Origin of the sequence: Ciceribacter thiooxidans, from assembly GCF_014126615.1 — a bacterium.
GTDB classification, from domain to species: domain Bacteria; phylum Pseudomonadota; class Alphaproteobacteria; order Rhizobiales; family Rhizobiaceae; genus Allorhizobium; species Allorhizobium thiooxidans.
In genome coordinates, this window is the sequence record NZ_CP059897.1 from 231,414 (window position 1) to 251,578 (window position 20,165).

The 20,165-nt window shown below is 62.3% G+C and carries 16 protein-coding genes and 3 pseudogenes; 9 read left to right on the plus strand and 10 right to left on the minus strand.

Annotated features, from left to right (window positions below; translation table 11 throughout):
- Positions 1–78: 78 nt before the first annotated feature.
- Together H4I97_RS19100 and melA are read right to left on the minus strand one after the other, a co-directional pair.
- Positions 79–2,166: an ABC transporter substrate-binding protein gene (locus tag H4I97_RS19100; RefSeq protein WP_182308442.1), complete on the minus strand. Its 2,088-nt coding sequence runs from the start codon at positions 2,164–2,166 to the stop codon at positions 79–81.
- Positions 2,167–2,262: 96 nt separating this feature from the next.
- Positions 2,263–3,729 carry an alpha-glucosidase/alpha-galactosidase gene (gene melA / locus H4I97_RS19105; protein ID WP_182308443.1) on the minus strand — a complete coding sequence of 489 codons (1,467 nt, stop codon included), beginning with the start codon at positions 3,727–3,729 and terminating at the stop codon, positions 2,263–2,265.
- Positions 3,730–3,931: 202 nt separating this feature from the next.
- Here melA and H4I97_RS19110 point away from each other — a divergent pair, with 202 nt between their 5' ends.
- Positions 3,932–4,855: an AraC family transcriptional regulator gene (locus tag H4I97_RS19110; RefSeq protein ID WP_182308444.1), complete on the plus strand. Its 924-nt coding sequence runs from the start codon at positions 3,932–3,934 to the stop codon at positions 4,853–4,855.
- A 30-nt stretch (positions 4,856–4,885) separates the two neighbouring features.
- Here H4I97_RS19110 and H4I97_RS19115 read toward each other — a convergent pair whose 3' ends face one another.
- Positions 4,886–5,926 carry a LacI family DNA-binding transcriptional regulator gene (locus tag H4I97_RS19115; protein WP_182308445.1) on the minus strand — a complete coding sequence of 347 codons (1,041 nt, stop codon included), beginning with the start codon at positions 5,924–5,926 and terminating at the stop codon, positions 4,886–4,888.
- Between the two features lie 173 nt (positions 5,927–6,099).
- Here H4I97_RS19115 and H4I97_RS19120 point away from each other — a divergent pair, with 173 nt between their 5' ends.
- The 7 genes and pseudogenes from H4I97_RS19120 (at position 6,100) to H4I97_RS19150 (ending at position 12,746) form a co-directional block, all read left to right on the plus strand.
- Entirely contained in the window at positions 6,100–7,098 is a 999-nt protein-coding gene (locus H4I97_RS19120; RefSeq protein WP_244658868.1) for a Gfo/Idh/MocA family protein, read from the plus strand.
- A gap of 9 nt (positions 7,099–7,107) precedes the next feature.
- Positions 7,108–8,009 (plus strand): annotated as a pseudogene (locus H4I97_RS19125) (sugar phosphate isomerase/epimerase family protein).
- 61 nt (positions 8,010–8,070) lie between these two features.
- Positions 8,071–9,303, plus strand: coding sequence for an ABC transporter substrate-binding protein (locus tag H4I97_RS19130; protein WP_182308447.1), 1,233 nt, complete (start codon positions 8,071–8,073; stop codon positions 9,301–9,303).
- A gap of 126 nt (positions 9,304–9,429) precedes the next feature.
- Positions 9,430–10,332, plus strand: a complete 903-nt coding sequence (locus tag H4I97_RS19135) for a carbohydrate ABC transporter permease (protein WP_148175879.1) — start codon at positions 9,430–9,432, stop codon at positions 10,330–10,332.
- Entirely contained in the window at positions 10,329–11,156 is an 828-nt protein-coding gene (locus tag H4I97_RS19140) for a carbohydrate ABC transporter permease (protein ID WP_182308448.1), read from the plus strand. Before H4I97_RS19135 ends, H4I97_RS19140 begins: the two co-directional genes overlap by 4 nt.
- Positions 11,153–12,220, plus strand: coding sequence for an ABC transporter ATP-binding protein (locus H4I97_RS19145; protein WP_182308449.1), 1,068 nt, complete (start codon positions 11,153–11,155; stop codon positions 12,218–12,220). Before H4I97_RS19140 ends, H4I97_RS19145 begins: the two co-directional genes overlap by 4 nt.
- Before the next feature lie 88 nt (positions 12,221–12,308).
- Positions 12,309–12,746, plus strand: coding sequence for a VOC family protein (locus tag H4I97_RS19150; protein ID WP_182308450.1), 438 nt, complete (start codon positions 12,309–12,311; stop codon positions 12,744–12,746).
- A gap of 8 nt (positions 12,747–12,754) precedes the next feature.
- On the opposite strand, the gene H4I97_RS24615 is transcribed toward H4I97_RS19150, so the two are convergent.
- Both H4I97_RS24615 and H4I97_RS19160 read right to left on the minus strand, forming a co-directional pair.
- Positions 12,755–12,949 carry a hypothetical protein gene (locus H4I97_RS24615; RefSeq protein WP_244658927.1) on the minus strand — a complete coding sequence of 65 codons (195 nt, stop codon included), beginning with the start codon at positions 12,947–12,949 and terminating at the stop codon, positions 12,755–12,757.
- 416 nt (positions 12,950–13,365) lie between these two features.
- Positions 13,366–13,836, minus strand: a complete 471-nt coding sequence (locus H4I97_RS19160; RefSeq protein ID WP_244658869.1) for a nucleotidyl transferase AbiEii/AbiGii toxin family protein — start codon at positions 13,834–13,836, stop codon at positions 13,366–13,368.
- Between the two features lie 277 nt (positions 13,837–14,113).
- Between H4I97_RS19160 and H4I97_RS19165 the strand changes: the two are divergent.
- A pseudogene (locus H4I97_RS19165) lies at positions 14,114–14,452 on the plus strand (VOC family protein); the annotation flags it as partial.
- 8 nt (positions 14,453–14,460) lie between these two features.
- Here H4I97_RS19165 and H4I97_RS19170 read toward each other — a convergent pair.
- The 5 genes and pseudogenes from H4I97_RS19170 to H4I97_RS19190 all read right to left on the minus strand — a co-directional run bounded on the left by H4I97_RS19170 (position 14,461) and on the right by H4I97_RS19190 (position 20,101).
- On the minus strand, positions 14,461–16,080 hold the full coding sequence (locus tag H4I97_RS19170; protein WP_244658870.1) for an FGGY-family carbohydrate kinase: 1,620 nt from the start codon (positions 16,078–16,080) through the stop codon (positions 14,461–14,463).
- Between the two features lie 69 nt (positions 16,081–16,149).
- On the minus strand, positions 16,150–16,878 hold the full coding sequence (locus tag H4I97_RS19175; RefSeq protein ID WP_182308452.1) for an SDR family oxidoreductase: 729 nt from the start codon (positions 16,876–16,878) through the stop codon (positions 16,150–16,152).
- Positions 16,879–16,900: 22 nt separating this feature from the next.
- Positions 16,901–18,150, minus strand: a pseudogene (locus H4I97_RS19180) (sugar ABC transporter permease).
- Positions 18,151–18,158: 8 nt separating this feature from the next.
- Complete coding sequence (locus H4I97_RS19185; RefSeq protein WP_182308453.1) at positions 18,159–18,980, minus strand: ATP-binding cassette domain-containing protein; 822 nt, start codon at positions 18,978–18,980, stop codon at positions 18,159–18,161.
- Between the two features lie 74 nt (positions 18,981–19,054).
- Positions 19,055–20,101, minus strand: coding sequence for an ABC transporter substrate-binding protein (locus H4I97_RS19190; protein WP_182308454.1), 1,047 nt, complete (start codon positions 20,099–20,101; stop codon positions 19,055–19,057).
- Positions 20,102–20,165 lie beyond the last annotated feature (64 nt).

Consider the following 20,165-nt stretch of genomic DNA (forward strand, 5'->3'; position numbering starts at 1 on the left):
CAACGACCCCTCCGGTTGACCCCTTGTGCTGCCCGGCCGCGCCTCACGCGCGGCCGGTAGGGGCTTCGGGGAGGAAAGTCAGTTCATCGGGCCACCGTCACCCGGCTTGCCGGGCAACTGCTCCGGATAGAGCTCGTACTTGCCCTGACGGTCGGCCGCGACCCACATCCGCTCGCGCATGATCGAATCTTCGGCCCAGTTGAACATGTAGATCGGCGTGCCGGCGGGGACGTTCGAGAACCGCTTGTTGATGATGAGTGCCCCGGGATATTCCGTCAGTCCGATCGTATAGAGGTTCTCGGTATAGACCTTCTGGTACTTCTTCATCAGCTCCGCCCGCTCGGCATTATCCTGCGAGGTGATGAAGCGATCGACAAGCGAGACCATTTCGGCCTCGAACGGCATGATGTCGACGTCCTTGCCCTCGGGCGCACGATGGTTCCAGCTCGTACGCGGCCCGACAGGTGCCAGTTGCTCCGTGTTCTGCACCACCGAGGAAAGCTCGGTCGTATTCCGGCGCACGGCCCAGTCGAAGCGGCCGGAATAGTGGGCCGCATCGCGCTGGTTGGAGTCGAGCGCGTTGATCACGACGCGAATCCCGAGCTTTGCCATCTGTCCGACGAGACCCTCAGCGAGACTCTTGTCGGTCGTGTATCCGTTGTTGACCAGAACCACGATCTCGACGTTCCGCCCGCCGGCGGTGCCGGCCGGGAAATTGACGATGCCATCGGAGTCGGTGTCAACCAGGCCGATCTTTCCAAGCGCTGACTTCGCCGCCTCGAGGTCATAGGGATAGTAGACAGTGGAATTGCGATCGTAAAAGCTCGTCCCGGACGACAGTCCGCCCGGATAGATCGCCGCAAATGGCCCTTTCACCAGACTGTCGCCGATTGCCTTGCGATCGAGCGCCGAGGTCACCGCCTTGCGGAATTCGGGGTTGCGATTGAGCTCCCGGACAGCCTGTTCCCGCTCGTCCGGATTGCCCCAGCCGTTAGCCGAGAAGTTCATGAGGAGATTGTACCCGATCAGACGCGGTCCGAAGGCCAGGCGCGCCGGTGCGTCGGGCTCCGCAGCCCGCTTCAGCGCCGCCACGAAGTTTTCCGGCTGCTCGAGATTGGAGATATCCCCCGAACCGGCCACCGCCTGCACGTCACGGTCCGCCCAGGTCGAGAGCTTGTAATGCACCTCGTCGAGATAGGGCAACTGCTGGCCCTTCTCGTCCACTTTCCAGTAATACGGATTGCGACGCATGACGATGATGTCGTCCGGGCGGTACTCGACCGGCACCCAGGCACCCATCACCGGCATGTTCATGTATTCCGGCGGGAAGGCGTTCTTGAACTGGTCATAGCTGTTGTCGGAGTACTTCGGGTGCTGCGGTTTCAGCACATGCGCCGGACCCGGACAGAAGCTCGGATAGGCCATCGTATAGAGGTACTGCTTCGGGAAGGCCCCTTTGAAGCTCCATTCGACGGTGTAATCGTCGATCTTGACGAGCGTCGTCCCCTCGCCGAAGGCCTCCGGAGAGGCACCGCCGCCAAGCGGGGAAACCTTCGGATCGAGGACCGCATCCTCCCAGTAGAACATGACGTCTTCGGCGGTGAACGGATGGCCGTCCGACCATTTGGCGCCCTTGACCAGATGCATGGTCAGCTTGTGGCCGTCCTTCGACCATTCCCAGCTCCTGGCGAGGTTCGGCAGCGGCTCGGTGTCCTCGGCATTGACCTGGAAGAGCGGCGCTGTGCGCGTCAAACATTCGGAAAGCCCGATGTCGATCCCGCCCCAGCCCTGGCTCTGCCCGGCCATATAATTCCAGCCTTCAGGCCGGCCGCCGATCACGTGCCTCAGCGTATCGCCGTAGACGCCGATCCCGTCGGGCATGTTGGCCACCTTGTAGACCAGCGGCTGCTCCGGCAGGCGGTCTTTCAACGGCGGCAGCTTGCCGGCCTTCTCGAACTTCTCGGAGACCCATTCCGGCTCAGAGTATGCGGGCAGCGCCTTGAACTCGAGGATCGAATCCCGCGCGACATAGGTGACTTTGGCTTCCGCCGGAAATGCCGGCGGCTCCGGTGGCGTCGTGGTCTCGAAGGCATGCGCCGTCAGCGCGAATGTCGAAACGCCGACACTCAGCAACGCAAATTTTCCGAACTTCTTTCGATCGTACATCGTCCCGTTCCTCCCTCTTTGGCAAATGCACCAAGCACCGACCGACCGCACCGAGGCGAAGGCGCCGACTCCCCTCGTCGCCCTGTACTTCCCGCCTCAGCCTGCCTTCTTCATCGCAGCCTTTTCCGCCCGGATCTCGTCGAGCGAGCGAACCTCACGCCGTGCGGAGCCGGCCCACTCCCGTGTCTTGACCTTTGCGTTCGCCAGCCGCTCCCGCGCCGCCTGAACCGCATGCGCGTATTGCGGCAACCAGCGCGCCCCAGCGACGACCATCTCGTCAACCATCTGCCAGACCTCCTCCGGGGTGGCGACGGCACCGACCAGCGGATCATGCAAGACGGCAAGTTTCAGGAGGTCTATATCCCCCGAGATCGCCGCGTGGACCGCCATCCGCTGGACGTTGATCGAGGCCATGCAGGTAGCCGCGCAGGCCTCCGGCAATGTGATGCCCGAAACCATGTTGATGCCGAAACGATCGACGAAACCCGGCGACTCGATAATGGCATCCGCCGGCAGGTTGGCGATGACGCCATTGTTCTTGACGTTGAAGTGGCCGCGATAGACCCGTCCGGTCTCCAACGCCTCGAGAATGTGGCTGGCGTGCTCGTTCGAGCGCCTCGTCGCGTCGATCGGCTTGCCCGCCGACTCCAGAAACTGCGGGAAATCGCTCTCGAACCAGTTGCGGGTCTCGATCGAATACCGGAGGTAACCGCCGGTCTCACCATGGATCCAGTCGGACATGTCGATCCACCGGGCAATCTCCTCCGGGCGCTTGCGATACCACGGCAGGTATTCCGAAAGATGGCCGTTGCTTTCGGTGGAATAGACGCCGAAGCGCTTCAGCACGTCGATGCGAAGCTTCTCCTGCTGCGAATAGACGGGATGCCCCTCAAAGGCCGCCACCAGTTCATCCTTGCCGATCTTGCGGCCGTTCAGCCGCAGGTCGATGAACCAGGTCTGGTGGTTGATACCGGAACAGACATAGTCGAGTTCGGCTACCGACCCCGCACCGAGCACTTCGGCGATCTGCTCGGCGCCGTGCTGTACGCCATGGCACAGCCCCACGGTATCGACCTTGCCGTACTCGATCGCCGCCCAGGTGTTCATGGCCATCGGGTTGGCGTAGTTCAGGAACTTCGCGCCCGGCGCGGCAACTTCGCGGATGTCCTTGCAGAAATCCAGAATGACCGGAATGTTGCGCTGGCCGTAGAGAATGCCACCGGCGCAGATGGTGTCTCCGACGCACTGGTCGATCCCGTATTTGAGCGGGATCGCGATGTCGTCGGCATAGGCTTCCAGCCCGCCCACGCGCACGCAGCTGATGACATAGCGCGCACCTTCGAGCGCCCGGCGCCGGTCTGTGGTCGCGGTCACACGCGCCGGCAGCCGGTTGGCCTCGATCATTCTTTGGAGAATGTCGCGGATCATGCCGAGATTGCGCTTGCTGATGTCGGTTAGGGCGAATTCCACGTCATGGAACTCGGGAACACACAGAATATCGGTTGCAAGCTTCTTGGTGAAACCGATGCTGCCGGCACCGATAATAGCGATTTTGAAACCCATTCGTCAGACCCTTCTTGCGGAGTTCGTACCACAACCGACGGCGAGTATTGCACGATGAGATTCTATTGGCGGCGTACCGCAAACAGGCCAGAAATCCGGCCGTTTTCGCGCTGTTCCTCTCCGAAAATTCGCTCTCCGACTTCTCCTGTGACGGCGATTATGCGTATATTCCCGAGCTGGGCCAGAGAAGGATTGTGCTATCATGGGTAATTTTGTGCTGCAAAATCTTCTCGATTTCGGGCCAGCAAGCCGCACCGTGTCGCTGCCCAGAGGGCGCCAGAGCCTGCACACAATGCCGACCAGCGGCGGTTACGAGATCCGGCGCGGGGGAAATTATGACTGGGACGGACGCAAGCGCGGCCTCGCTCCCTTCACTGTCCTGCAGCACACCGTCGGCGGACGGGGGAACCTGCGCTACGAGAACCGCACCGTGCAGGTTCGTCCGGGTGAGACGCTGCTCCTCATCGTTCCACACAACCACCGCTACTGGCTGGAAAGGGACGAGACCTGGGCGTTCTTCTGGATTTCCATGAACGGCGAGGAGGCGCTGCGCATCCACCGCTCGATCCTTGCAATGACGGGTCCCGTCCTGCGACTGAAGACCGAGACGATCGACCAGTTGGCACATTGCTGCCACCGACTGGTCACCGGCGCGGAAACGCCGGGGGCGGCCTCTGCGATCGCTTACGAGGCTGCAATGGCGCTCTATGACGACGTCTTCGGCTCCCATCCGACGTTCGCCCAGGAATACCGTGCCCTGCAACATGTCCTGAGCCACATCGAGGCGCACCTTGACCAGCGTCTCGCGGTCGGCGAGCTCGCAGCCGTCGCCGGCCTGAGCCGCGCGCACTTCTCGCGCATTTTCACCGCCAGCGAGGGTCTGCCGCCGGCGGAGTTCGTCCTGCAGAAACGCCTTCGGCGCGCAGCCAAGCTCCTGACCAAGACTGCGGACATGCCGATCAAGGAGGTCTCCGCCCTCTGCGGCTTTGACGACCCGAACTACTTCTCAAAAGTCTTCCGCCGTCTTTACGGCACCAGCCCAAGCGATTTCAGAACCAGCGGCATGTATGCGAGCGTCGCAAGCCCGGCGGCGCAAAAGCGACGGCAAGCCGTCCCGGCCGGCTGATCGTACTGTCCGATCTCGGCGTAGAGGACATCATCGGGCGCCTCCCGGCACCTCGCCGTCGCTCTCGCCGGGCACGAGCGTCATCGGCCAGAGCAGGCGTGCCGGACGCCCGGCATAAGGCTCCGCATACGCAGGCATTGCAGCGAGCAGCGTCTCGGCAAGCGCTATGCCGAGGTCGCGCAGCGACAGGGTGAAGGCCGTAAGCCGCGGTGACAGGAAATGCGAATGCGGGCTCTGACGACCAATTACGGCGATGTCGCGTCCCGGCACCAGCCCGGCCTCGTTGAGCCCGCGATAAAGGCCGGTCGAACTGACCTCGTTGACAAGCAGGATCGCCGTCGGCCGCTCCTTGCACGCCAAAAGATCACGGGCGATCTGATAGCCACCCGCCTCGTTCGGGGTCGAACGGAAGATGTGTTCCTCGGCAAGCTCAAGTCCGTGCCGCCCAAGCACCTCCCGGCAGCGGTCGACGAAGACATATCCGAGGTTTGCGTCGTCATGGGGCCGGCTGACGGCAATACGGCGGTGCCCCTTCTCGACCAGCCGCTCCACCGCCGTCTCCGCCATCCCTTCAAAGTCGAGGTCGATCCACGGCTGTCCGACATCGGTCAGGCTTCGCCCGAGCGTGATGAAGGGGATCTTGCGTTTGGCGAGCAGTTCGAAGCGGGCGTCGTGGCGCCGGGTCGCAGAGAGAATGATGCCATCGGCAAAGCCACGCGCCACGACGCGTTTCAGGTAGTCGCGCGGGTCTTCCTCGGAGGAACACAACAGCGCAACGAGATCGAGTCCGTGACGGGCAAAGACCGTCTGTACGCCGTCGAAGACGCTCATGAAGAAGGTGTCGCCCTGGCCGGTGATTTCCGGCCCAGTCTGCATCATGAAGCCGATGACGCCGGTCGATCCCTTGCGCAGCGCCCGCCCCGACTGATTGGCGACATAGCCCAGGCTCTCCGCCGCCTGAAGCACGCGTCTGCGGGTCTCTTCCGCAACATCCGGCTTGCCGTTCAGCGCGCGGGAAACCGTGCCGATCGAGATGCCGAGCTGGTCCGCAAGCTGGCGAATTCCCTTCATTTTCCGGATCCTTCCCCCGTCGGCTCGAAGGCCGCCCCCGTGCCCTATTGACATAAAACAATTCTCACGCATAGTATCGTAAACGTTTACGGAAGCCAACCGAGGAGTTTCCGGCTTTCGAACTCGGGAGGAAACCTGTGACGTACAAGGCCGTCTTGTGCGGGTGCGGAAGCATGGCCAAAGGCTGGCTGAGAGCTCTTCGCGACACCCCCAATCTCAGCGACAGCGTAACGGTCGTCGGTCTCGTCGACATCGACCGTTTGGCCGCCGAGGCGCTCGCCGCCGAGTTCGGCCTGGCCGGCGTCGCGATCGACACCGATCTGGAGACCATGCTCCGCCGCACCTCCCCTGACCTCCTCTTCGACGTCGTCGTCCCATCGGCGCGGCGCGCCGTCGTCGCCGTCGGCCTTGCCCATGGCTGCCATGTGCTGAGCGAAAAGCCCATGGCGACATCGATCGCGGAAGCCCGGGAACTGCGCGCACTTGCCGATCGAGCCGATCGTCTGCACGCCGTCGTGCAGAACCGCCGCTTCATCGCTGGCGTTCGCCGCATTCGCCGCATGATCGAAGAGAACGCGCTCGGCCGCCTGACCGGCCTTCACTGCGATTTCTTCCTCGGGCCCCATTTTGGCGGCTTCCGTGAGGAGATGGACCACGTCCTGCTCCTCGACATGGCGATCCACACCTTCGATGCCGCGCGTTTCATGTCCGGCAAGGATCCGCTCGCCGTCTATTGCCACGAATACAATCCGCCCGGTTCCTGGTATCGACACGGCGCTGCGGCAAACGCCATCTTCGAATTCTCCGATGAGGTGGTCTTCACCTATCGCGGCTCGTGGTGTGCAGAAGGCGGGCCGACGAGCTGGGAAAGCGCATGGCGGATCGTCGGCACCAAAGGCACTCTTCTCTGGGACGGTGCGGACAGGTTCGAGGCGAAGGTCGTCGCAGGAACGGACGGCTTTCTGCGCGCCGTCGAGCCGGTAAGCGTGCCGCCGGCCTCGAGCGAGGCGGACACCCACGGCCATGCCAGCGTTCTTCAGAGTTTCGTCGCGGCGGTCCGCAATGGCAGCCGTCCCGAGACCGATGGGAGCGACAACATCAAGAGCCTCGCCATGGTGTTCGGCGCCATTGACAGCGCCCGCGACCGGCGACGCATCACAATCGCAGCATAGGGAGCAGGCATGACCAACCCGGCCAAATCCATCCGCATCGGCACCATGGTCAGCGCGACCAAGGGGATGCCGCAAGCCGCATCGGCCAGATCGCCGACCTGGGCTTCGAGAGTTTCGAGCCATTCTTCTGGCAGACGACCAACGGCCAGAACCTCGCCGAGCTCGGCAAGCGCTGCCGCGAGGCGATTGGCGACCGCGATATCACCATTTCCACGCTCGGCATGTTCGGCAATCCGCTCGAGGAAACCGACATCGACCGCCAGACCCTGCAGGGATGGAAGGACTGCATCGACAATGCCCATCATTTCGGGGCTACCTGCGTTGCCGGCTTCACCGGCCGCCTGCGTGGCAAGCCGATCCCCGAGAGCCTTCCCCGTTATCGCGAGATCTGGAGCGAACTTTCCCGGCGCGCCGCCGACAGGGGCGTCAAGATCGCCTTCGAAAACTGCGCCATGGACGGCAACTGGCAGACCGGCGACTGGAACATCGCCCATAATCCCGATGCCTGGGAGCTCATCTTCAACGAAACGCCGGACGACCATGTCGGACTTGAATGGGAACCCTGTCACCAGATGGTCTACCTGATCGAGCCGATCCCGCAGATCCGAAAATGGGCGCCAAAGATCTTCCACGTTCACGGCAAGGACGCGACGATCCGCTGGGACGTCATCCGCGAGCACGGCATCTTCGGCAAGGAGAAATTCGTCTTCATGCGCACGCCGGGCTTCGGCGACACCAACTGGACGGACGTGGTTTCCGAACTCCGGCTCGCCGGCTGGTCCGGCGCAATCGACATCGAAGGCTGGCACGATCCGGTCTATCGCGATGCGCTCGAAATGACCGGCCAGGTCCATGCACTTAATTACCTGAAGACCTGCCGGGGCGGCGATTTCGTCTCCGACCCGGCATGAGACAAGCATGTCGCCCCGCATGGAGGATGAGGGGCGGACGGGATAACCAAGGGAGGAGATCATGGGTATCCGAAAATATGCAATGCTCGCCGCAGTCGCATTGGCTTCCGTGTCGGTGTCGGGCCTGCCCGCTTCGGCAGAAGACGTCACCATCAGCGTCTGGTCACTCGACCGCGACATCCAGCCGGCGCCGAACCTCATCAAGGACTTCAACGCGCTGGACACCGGCATCAAGGTCGAATACCGCCAGATCCAGTTCGACGACGTGGTGAGTGAAGCCATGCGCGCATTTTCCACCGGCCAGGCACCCGACATCATCGCGGTCGACAACCCGGAGCACGCGCTTTTCGCTTCGCGCGGCGCATTCCTCGACCTGACCGACATGATCGCAAAGTCGGACGTGGTGAAGGTCGAGAACTACTTCCCCGGGCCGCTCGCCTCGACCATGTGGGATGGCAAGAACTACGGCATCCCCAAAGCCACCAACACGATTGCGCTTTACTACAACAAGGACATGTTCCGGGCGAAGGGCCTCGATCCCGACAAGCCGCCGCAGACATGGGACGAGCTCGTGGAAGCCGCCCGCAAGCTCACCGATCCCTCAGCAAACGTCTACGGCCTCGCCTTCTCGGCAAAGGCCAACGAGGAGGGCACCTTCCAGTTCCTGCCCTGGGCGCAGATGGCAGGCGCCAGCTACGAGAACATCAACGCCGACGGCGCCGTTAAGGCGCTCGACACCTGGAAGACGATCATCGACGAAAAGCTCGCGTCGCCGGACACGCTGACACGCAGCCAGTGGGATTCGACCGGCACCTTCAACTCGGGCAATGCCGCCATGGCGATCTCCGGTCCCTGGGAACTCGACCGCATGATCGCGGAAGCGAAATTCGACTGGGGCGTCGCGCTGCTGCCGATTCCGCAGGAGGGCGCCGAGCGCTCGTCCGCCATGGGCGACTTCAACTGGGCGATCTTCGCAAGCACCAAGCATCCGCAGGAAGCATTCAAGGTGCTCGAATACTTCGTTTCGCAGGATGACCGGATGTTCAAGGATTTCGGCCAGTTGCCCGCACGCTCGGACATCGCGATTCCCGAAACCGGCGAGCCAAAGAAGGATGCCGCTCTCAAGGTCTTCGTCGAGCAACTCAAATACGCAAAGCCCCGCGGCCCGCATCCGGAATGGCCGAAAATCTCGAAAGCAATCCAGGACGCAATCCAGGCGGCACTCACCGGACAGATGTCGTCGAAAGATGCTCTCGACCAGGCGGCGGAGAAAATAAAGGCCGTTCTCGGCTGATTGTTCCGCTCGGGTTCTCCATGCTCCGGGAGCCGGAGAGCCTCTGAAACCAGTCTTGCAACGCGTTCCTCCCGGAGGGTCGTCCCGCGCGAATGCGGGATGCTCCCGGCGGAGGCGGAGAACGAAATGAAGAGACTCCTTTCCAGCACCATCGATGGTCGGGGCTTCGACATCGTCCTCGTGGCGCTGCCGCTCACATTCCTGCTTGCGCTCTCCGGCATCCCGCTTCTCTACAACGTTCTCATGAGCTTCCAGGAGGTCGACATGTTCAGCCTCGGTACGCTCTGGCGCCCCTTCGTCGGCCTGAGGAACTATCGCGAACTTTTCGCGCAGCCCGAGACGTGGCCAATCCTCGCCAATACCGCCGTCTTCGTCACGGCCTCGATCGCCGGGCAGTTCGCCATCGGTTTCGGGCTGGCACTCTTCTTCTGGACGAATTTTCCGGGTGCGTCCTGGTTGCGCGGCCTCTTCCTGGTTTCCTGGGTCATGCCGGGCCTCGTCGTCGGTGCGATCTGGAACTGGATCCTATCGGGTGACTTCGGCGTCCTGAACTTCCTTCTCCGCGAAAGCGGCCTCATCTCCGGCAACATCTTCTGGCGCTCAGACCCGAACTACTCGCTCTGGGCAGTGATCCTCGCCAATATCTGGCTCGGGACCTCCTTCAACATGATCCTGCTCTCGGTCGGGTTGTCCTCAATTCCGGGAGACCTCTACGAGGCAGCCGAACTCGACGGGGCCAATGCCTGGCAGCGGTTCTGGACGATCACGCTGCCGATGATGCGCTCGTCGATCGGTGCGATCATCGCGCTCGGCCTCATTTTCACGCTGCAGCAATTCGATCTCTTCGCGGCGATCACCTCAGGCGGGCCGAACAATTCCTCGAACGTCACGCAGTACTGGGCATGGGACATGTCATTCCGCCAGTACGACTTCGCCAAGGGTGCGACGATCTCCGTCATCATGATCGTCTTCGTGATGGTCGCCTCCGTCGTCTACGTCAGATCGACACGTCACGAGGTGCGGGGATGAACGACACCCTTCGCGAAAGAGTAATGCTCGGCGTCGCGGTCGTGCTTGCCGCGATCTATCTCTTCCCGCTCTACTGGATGTATGTCACCGCGCTGAAATCCGGCTCGGCAATGTTTGCCAATCCTCCGGATTTCTGGCCACGTGATCCGCAGTGGCAGATTTACGGCGAGGTCTGGAAAAGCCGGTTGATGGGCCGTTACATCTGGAACTCTCTGGTGATCGCCTGCGGCGCGGTTTCCGTCATCGCGCTGCTCGGCACCGGTTGTGCCTATGTGCTTGCACGCTACCGCAATGTCTGGATCGATATCGGCCTTTTCCTCGTCCTGATGCTGCAGGTCCTGCCAGCGTCCTTGATGATCACGCCGATCTTCGTTGGCTTCTCACAGGTCGGGCTACTCTCCTATCCACGGCTTGCCGTCATTCTGGCGATCGCCGCCAAAAGCATGCCTTTCTTCATCGTGCTCGTGCGCGCGACCTTCATGAGCGTGCCGCAGGAACTGGAGGAGGCCGCACTCGTCGACGGCAATTCCCGCATCGGCGCCTTCTTCAACATCGTCCTGCCGCTTGCAAAGAACGGCATCCTGGTCAGCGCCATCCTCATCTTCATGCAGGCCTTCGGGGAGTTCGTCTATTCGAAGTCAATGATCCAGACGGTGGAGCTCCAGCCAGCCAGCGTCGGCCTCAACAGCTTCATGGGCCCGAACACCAACGAGTGGAACAAGATCATGGCCTACGCGACCATGTATGTGACGCCAATCCTCGCCGTCTTCGTCCTCATGCAACGCCGGATCGTTTCCGGCCTGACTTCGGGAGCCTTGAAATGACTGCCCAGATCGAGCTCTCCGGTGTGAACAAACATTACGGCGCTTACCACGCCCTCAAGAACATCGACCTTTCCATCCGCAAGGGAAGCTTCACCGCGCTTGTCGGCCCGTCGGGCTGCGGCAAGTCCACGCTCCTGCGCTCGCTCGCGGGCCTCGAGAGCATTTCGACCGGAACACTGAGGATTGCCGGCGAGGTCATGAACACAGTACCCCCGCGCAAGCGCGACGTCGCGATGGTCTTCCAGTCCTACGCGCTTTACCCGCACATGACCGTCGAGCAGAACCTCACCTACAGCCTGCGCATCCGCGGCACACCGAAGGCACAAGCGAAGAAGGCTGCCGAGGAGGTCGCCGCAACGACCGGTCTTTCCAACCTGCTCGGGCGGTACCCGCGCGAGCTCTCAGGCGGCCAGCGCCAGCGCGTCGCGATGAGCCGTGCCATCATCCGCCATCCGAAAGCCTTTCTCTTCGACGAGCCGCTTTCGAACCTCGACGCGGCGCTGCGCGTGCACATGCGCAAGGAAATTCGCGCACTCCACGATCGTCTCGGCGCAACCTCTGTCTACGTAACCCACGACCAGATCGAGGCGATGACCATGGCTGACCACGTGGTCGTCATGCGCGCCGGCGTCATCGAACAGCAGGGCCGGCCGCTCGATCTCTATGACAGGCCCGTCAACAAATTCGTCGCCGGTTTCATCGGCTCGCCGGCAATGAACTTCATGCCTGCAACCGGCGACGTCGATGGGCACTCCCTCGTTCTTGAACTCAACGGACGACAGCATATGGCAATCGACGTTCCCGTCGTTCCCGGAAAAGAGGTGACGTTGGGTCTGCGACCCGAGCACGTGACGATCGTTCCGCGAGGTGAAGGGGCGCTGGAGGTACCGGTCGCGATTGTCGAATCCACCGGGTCGGCAACCTACCTCACCACCGCCACCTCACCGGAGCTTGTGGTCGTCCTCAACGGACGGACGCATGTTTCCCCCGGCGACGTTGTCGGTCTCAAGTTTGCGTCGTCGCAGATTCACCTCTTCGATGCCGACACGGAACGGCGGCTCTGACAGCGGCAAAACGGCGGCCCCTACCCTTCCGGTTGGCAGACCGGGTCACGGCCTATAGACTGGCACGACACCTTGGGAGACTGGAAGCATGGCGCTCAAGCGAATGGATAATATCGGCATCGTCGTCGAAGACCTCGAAGGCGCGGTCGAGTTCTTTCGCGCGCTCGGGCTCGAGTTCGAAGGTGGAGCGATGATCGAAGGGGAGTGGGCCGGACGCGTCACCGGGCTCGGCGACCAGAGCGTCGAAGTCGCGATGATGCGGACACCGGACGGTCACAGCCGGCTCGAACTTTCCCGTTTCATCAGGCCGACGGTTATCGCGGATCATCGCAAGGCGCCGGTCAACGCTCTCGGCTATCTCCGCGCCATGTTCACCGTGGACGATATCGACCAAACACTCGAAAGGCTCCGCACGCGCGGCGCCGAGCTCGTCGGTGAAGTGGTCCAGTACAAGGACGCGTACCGCCTCTGTTACATCCGCGGCCCAGAAGGCCTTCTCATCGGCCTCGCGCAAGAACTCGGCTGACCGGCGCGTCAGCCGGTTCGTATTGCGCGCGCGCATGCCTGAAGCTGCTCGAACGCCCGGAAGGGCCTTTCATGCGTCTCGGCAACCCCGCTCGTGGCCGGTTCATAGGTCCCGGAGACGCCGCTCAGCGCCTGCATCGCAACTGTCATGTCGATGAATGCGCCGGAAGCGACCGCGCCGAGGATCGCAGAACCGAGGAGCACGGGCTCCTCGGCTCGCGGCGCCACGACCGACTTGCCGCAGGCATCGGCGAGAAGCTGGCGTTCGAGGCGGATGGAAAATGCGGCAAACCTATCGTCGGGCGGGAATTGTAGAATGGTACAGGAACGATGGCGGGCGGCGCGGAGATCCCATATATAGCAGCGCTGCCCGCCATTACGCGGCAGCGCTGGGCAAAGACAACGAAACAACGGGACGAACAGAAACGTGCCTTTATGCGGCCGGTCATTGGCTGGCAGTTCGCGCCTCCCGCTCCGTGACCTTCTGCGCAACGGACTCTCGCAACAGAGGACCCCCAAGGAGCCCGGCAACTCTTGCCGGTCACGTCCGACTCGGCAATGCGGTCAAACCTGAATCGACTGAAGGAATTGCGTTCGCAACATCGAACCCACAAGACTGACTAGACACCAAAACGCTCCCGCATGTCTCCGGCCTTCGCCCACTCGTCACCTGGTATCCGGTCGATAAGTTCTTTCATCACCTTGGCAAATGCGGCTTTGAGTGTTCTATCGTTCAGTGCTCTCGCGCGATCGGTCGGAAGCAGCGGGCGCATATCGGTGAAGAAGGCGGGATTGGCGAGTTTCTGAAACATCCGCTGCTGCGCCTCAGCCCTCGAAATAGCTTGTTCAGCCTTTTCGAGGTAGAGCTGAAAACACTCGACGATTCGGGCCGGGTCCACCCCCTCGAACACAGTGAGCGAGTGATCGAGGTCAAATAGATCGCGGCCCTTGTTGCGCTGAAGCAAAGCCCGTAGCTTGGTCGCGAGCATTTCTTCTCGCGAGAAGGTCGGGGTTGCGGCCTCACCGGTGAACCACGGATTCTCTACTCCGAATGAAAGCTCGATAGGCGGATCGTAAGAATCATATCTCAATATCCGCTTTTAGCGCGGATTTTTTAACATGATTCCATTCCTGATCATCCCTGTGAATCCGCGTTTGAGGCGGACTTTCGCATATGATGCAGTGGCGATTCAGACTCTTTTGATCTGTATTCTCGCGGCGCTCGTTTATGATGCGTGCGCGGTAATGGCAGGAACGATCGCCATATATGGTATGCAAATCCTGTCCCGGCGACTTGGTGGATTGTAGTTGGTATGGATTTAGTGTGTGAGCAGAAAGCTCAACAATCACAATACGAACTGAAGCCTATTGACTATCGAGTGGGAATGGGCCGGACGTGTCACCGGCCTTCGTGACCAGCGTGTCGAGATCGCGATGACGCGAATACCCGACGGCCACAGCCGGCTTGAGCTTTCCCGCTTCATCACGCCGTCGGTCGTCGCGGATCACCGAAACGCACCGGTCTACGCTCTCGGCTATCTCCGTGTCATGTTCGCCGTCGATGATATCGACGAAACGGTGGAAAGGCTCCGCACACGCGGCGCTGAACTCGTCGGCGAAGTCGTCGATTACAAGGACATCTATCGGCTCTGCTACATCCGCGGGCCGGAAGGTCTCCTCATCGGCCTCGCGCAGGAACTCTGCTGACCGGCGTCTCAGCCGGCTCTTATTGCACGCGCACAGGCCTGAAGCTGTTCGAAGGCCCGGAAGCGCCTTTCGTGTGCCTCGGCAATCGTGCTCACAGCCGGTTCGTACGTTCCGGAGACGCCGCTCAGCGCCTGCATCGCAGCTGTCATGTCGATGAATGCGCCGGAAGCGACCGCGCCGAGGATCGCAGAACCGAGGAGCACGGGCTCCTCGGCTCGCGGCGCCACGACCGGCTTGCCGCAGGCATCGGCGAGAAGCTGGCGCACGAGTTCGCTCTGGCCCGCTCCACCGCTAATCACCACGCGCTCGACATCAGCGCCGGCCCGCGCCTGGGTCTCGATGATCTGCCGAAGCCCATAGCCGATCCCGCAGAGGCCGGCCACATAGAGCGCGATGAGGTTGTCGAGATCCCGTTCCATGCCAAGCCCTGCGATCACCGCACGCGCATGCGGATCGGCGAACGGCGCCCGGTTGCCGAGGAATTCCGGCACCACATGGATATCCCGAGTGAGATGGACTGCATCGGACAGCCGCGTCACCTTGTCCGCCGCCGCTTCGGCCATCAAAACGGGAAGAGCGATCCCGCGCTCGCGCGCTTCAGCATTCGCCTCCGCAGCGGCCGGATGGAAGGAAAGCAGCTGATCGATGGCCGCGCCGGCCGCACTCTGGCCGCCCTCGTTCAGCCACATGCCGGGGACCATCGCCGAATAATAGGGACCCCAGACGCCGGGCACGAAGACCGGTGCCTCGGTCGATGTCATTGTGCAGGAGGAGGTGCCGAAGACATAGGCGAGGTTTTCGGTGGGACGCCCGCCGATACCGACCGTGCCGATGCCGCCGGCATGGGCGTCGATCATGCCCGCAGCGACAGCGGTACCCGCCTTCAGCCCCATTGTGCGGGCGGCGTCTTCCGTAAGCCCCTGGCCAAGTCGCGTACCGGGATCGACGATCCGCGTACCGATACGGCCGAAGCCTTCTGCCGCGAGTTCACCAAGTCCGATTTGATCGAAATAGCTCGCATCCCAGCGCTCCTCGTGCGCGAGATAGGTCCATTTGCAGGTGACGGTGCAGGTCGAACGCGCCAGATCACCCGTCGCCTTCCACGAGAGGAAGTCGGCGAGGTCGAAGAACTGCCAGGCACGTGCGAAGACCTCCGGCCTGTTCTCTTTCAACCACAGGATCTTCGGCGTTTCCATTTCCGGCGAGATGCGCCCCCCGACATAGCGAAGGACCTCGTGGCCGAGAGCATTGATGCGTTCCGCCTGCTCCACCGCCCGGTGATCCATCCACACGATGATATCGCGGTCTGCATCCTCGGACGGACCAACGGCAAGCGGAACACCACCTTCGCCAAGCACGACCAGCGAGCATGTCGCATCAAAACCGATGCCGATCACCGTTGCAGGATCGATCCTGGCAGAGGCGACGACCTCGCGAACAATGGCACACACCACCTCCCAGATCTCCGTGCTCGATTGTTCGACGATCGCGCCCGCTTCGCGGAAAAGCGAAATGTCGCGTTTGGCGACGGCGAGCATGCTGCCGGAAAGATCGAAGAGCCCGGCGCGCGCGCTACCGGTACCGACATCGATGCCGATGACGTGGCGCACCTCTCCTGTCGCTGACATGGTTTCCTCCTCGGTCATCGTCATGGCTCGAAACATCGAATGATCACAGGACTCTGAAGCTGCTGCCGGTCAAAGGTCGACGCTGTTCGGCAGGATCACAAGATCGCGGATCGTCACGTTACGCGGGCGCGTCAGCATGAAGAGGACGGCATCCGCCACCTCCTTCGGCTGCATAAGGCTACCGTTGGCAAGCGCCTCCTCCATCTTGGCCTTCGGCCAGTCGTCGAGAAGTGCAGTGACGACGGGACCCGGCAGGACGGCCCCGACGCGCACGCCATGTTGCGCCACCTGGCGACGGGTCGAATGGACGAAGGCCTGCACGGCGAACTTGGAGGCCGTATAGATCGGCTCCCAGACCACCGGCACAACGCCCGCGATCGAACTGGTAAACAGGATATCGCCGGACTTCTGCGCGATCATATGCGGCAGGACCGCGTGGACCGAGCGGAAGGCAGCATTGATGTTGAGGTTCAGCATCCGGTCCCAGGCGTCCGGATCGCCTTCCGCGACAGCTCCGCCGATATAAGCACCCGCATTGGCGTGGAAGACATCCAGGCCGCCGGCGACGTCGAGGATCCGCGGCAGCATGCCGGAGACTTCCGCTCCGTTCAGGAGGTCGACGACCAGCGGTCGGGCCCTTTCGCCGAGTTCGGCGCACAGCGCGTCGAGCTTCTCCCTGGCACGATCGATCAGCACTACCGTCGCGCCTTCATCGATGAGTCCCCGGGCGCAGGCGAGCCCGATTCCCGACGCCGCCCCGGTGATCGCAACGATCTTGCCCTTCATGAGATCAGTCATGGTTATTCTCCAGTCTTTCTGTTCAGGCGCGGCCATGGCTGACGCGCGAGCGGCGGGCAAGCGAGTCGACGATGACAGCAATCGCGAGCACGGCGCCGGTGATCATGTAACGCAATGACGAGCTGAGGTTCAGAAGCGTCAGGCCGTTCGAGATCGCCTGGATGACGATGATGCCGAGGAGCGCCGAATAGGCGCTTCCGCGGCCGCCAAACAGGCTCGTTCCCCGATGACCGCCGCGGCAATCGCATTCAGGTTTACGTCGCCCGTCCCGGCCTGCTGGCTGGACGAGGCAAGTCTCGATGCCGAAAGGATGCCGCCGAGCGTCGCAAGCGTCGAGCACAGCATGAATGCGCTGAGGTAGATGCGACGCACATTGATGCCCGAGCGGCGCGCGGCTTCCCGGTTTCCACCGACGGCGAATATCGAGCGACCCCATTTGGTCCTGGTGAGCGCATAGTTCAGGACGACGACCAGCAGAACGAAGAGGCCGAACATCCACGGCACGCCTCGACCGATGTTGAGGTAGTAGATGGCGCCTTCGAGCGCGAGCGTCAGAACCGCGGCCTTGAAGACGAGCGTGCTGACGGGCCGGGAGGAAAGATTGACGGTCTGCCTGCGGCGGCGGATGGCAAGCCCCGCGACGATGAGAACCGCTCCGGGCACCAGCGCCAACATGTGCGAAAGCCATGCCGGCATCACCAGGATCTGGCCGAAGCGGACGAGCGGCGAGGCGTAGGGCAGATTGATGCTGCCCGTCGGTCCGAGAATATAGAGCTGCATCCCGAGAAGCGCGAGCAGGCCGGCGAGTGTCGCGACGAAACTCGGCATCCCGAGACGGGTGTAGAGAAGGGCATAGAGCGCTCCGACGGCCGCGCCCGTCACCAGCGCCGCAAAAATGGCAAGCGGCAGCGGCACGCCCGTGTTCACCCAGAGCACGCCGATGATGGCCGATGCCAATCCGCTCATCGAGCCGACCGAAAGATCAATTTCCCCGAGCAGCAGGACGCAGACAATCCCGAGCGATATGATGCCGACGGTCGCACAGTCGAACAGCAGGTTGACCAGATTGTTCGGCGCCAGGAAGATCGGATTGAGGATACTGAACACCGTCGAGATGACGATGAGCCCGACCGCCACGGGCAGCATTCCGAGGTCACCGGAACGCACCCGCCCGACGAAAGCGCGCAGCATGCCGGAAATACCCTCGGCATGCGTCACGCGCTCGTCACTGCGATCGAGTGCCGTTGAAGGCGTGTGGCTTTGATTGGACATGTCGGTACTCATGCTTGGTTTCCGCCGAGGTCGGCGCGCTCGCCGGACTTTCGGTCGATGCGGCGCGAGACGGCGTTCTCTGTGGCGCCTGTGATGGCCGCCACCAGTTCGTGGTTCGAAGCGTCCGGGCTGAAGACACCGTTGTTGCGTCCGAGCCGGAGAACGACGACGCGGTCCGCCACCGCGCGAACATCCTCCATGTTGTGGCTGATGATGATGACCCCGAGACCCCGCTCGCGCACCCGCTCGATGAGGTTCAGCACCTCGGCCGTCTGGGCGACGCCGAGCGCTGCCGTCGGCTCGTCGAGCATGATGATCTTGGGGTCGAGCAGCAGGGAACGGGCGATGGCGACCGTCTGGCGCTGACCGCCCGAGAGCGAAGCGATGGGCTCGCGAACGGAAGGAATCCGCGCCGCAAGCTCCCTGAGCAAAGTCCAGGCGCGAACTTCCATCGAAACCTCGTCGAGGCTCCATGGCGACATTTCGTGACCGAGGAAAAGGTTGGCGACGACGTCCAGGTTTTCGCACAAGGCAAGATCCTGGAACACGGTCGCAATGCCGAGTTCGAGCGCGCTGCTCGGGCTGTCGAGCGAGACTTCCCTGCCGCAGAATTCGATCCGCCCGGAGCTCGGCTGGTGAACGCCGGCGAGAATCTTGATCAGCGTGGACTTGCCGGCGCCGTTGTCGCCAACAAGCGCCACGACCTCGCCGGCCTTGACCTCGAGCTCGATGTCGGTGAGGGCGGAAACCGCGCCGAAATTCTTCGAGACATTGCTCAGTTTCAGGATGACCTCACCCTTTGCGGGCAGGCCTCTATCGTTTCGCACCATGACAAGACGCTCTTTTCAGATACCGGTTGCACCCGGCCGGAGCGAACCCCGACCGGGCGCCTTGGGAGGTTACATTACTGGGTAATACCGAGCTTCTTGCAACCCTCGGCATATTCGCCGGTGCAGACTTCCTCGGGCTTCTGGATGCCCTTGTCGAAGATCTCCGCCTTGATGTTCTCCGCCGTGACGACCGCCGGCACGAAGAGTTCGGAGGCGGTGTCGTAGAGCGTCGTCTTGGCTTCGGGGGTCTCCCCCTTCAGCAGCTTGACGGCAACATTCGCCGCGGCAGCAGCGACGATTTCGGACGGCTTCGAAATCGTGTTGTACTGGTCGCGCGAGATGATCAGCTGCAGCGCCGCAATAGTCGCGTCGTTGCCGGTAACCGGCGGAACGGGGTTGACGCCGGCAGCCTTGAAGGCAGCGATCGCGCCGCCGCCCGTGCCGTCATTGGCTGCAACCACGCCCTTGATGTCGGCGCCGAAACGAGTGATCTGGCCGGCCGCCCATTCCTGCGCTTTCGGCGGCGCCCATTCCGGCGTGTCGAACTCGGCAAGCGTCTTGTAACCGGAGTCCTTCAGGCCGCGGTGGATGCCGTCGCGGATAAGGCCGGCGGCAGCGTCGGTCGGCGAGCCGTTGATCTGCAGCACGCCCGAGCCTTCCGGAACACTGGAGGCCTTCAAGTGGTCGACGAGCGATTTGGCGATCGCATAGCCGATGCCTTCATTGTCGAAGGAGACGTAGAAATCGGCGGGTTTGTCCGGGATCGGGCGGTCATAAGCGATGACCTTGACGTCCTGGGAATGAGCGATCTCGACGAGAGCCGCGGCGGCCGAGGAGTCGACCGGGTCAAGCACGACGACCTTAGCGCCCTGGGCAATCACCGAGTTGAATTGCTGCTGCTGCAGGGCCGCGTCAGCATTGGCGTTCTGGTAGATTACGGTGCAACTCGCGCACAGCTTTTCCATCTCGGCCTTGAAGCCCGGATAGTCGTGCTCCTCGTAACGGGTTGACGCCTGATCGGGCATCAGAAAGGCGACCGTCGCAGCTTCCTGCGCCGACGCGGAACCGGCAAACATCGCGGCAGCGCCGACCGTTGCCATGAGCATCGAACGAAATTTCATCTTACTCTCCTCCTTGAATGGGCGAACCCGTTTCGAGAGACACAATCCAGGCATTTGCCCCTGC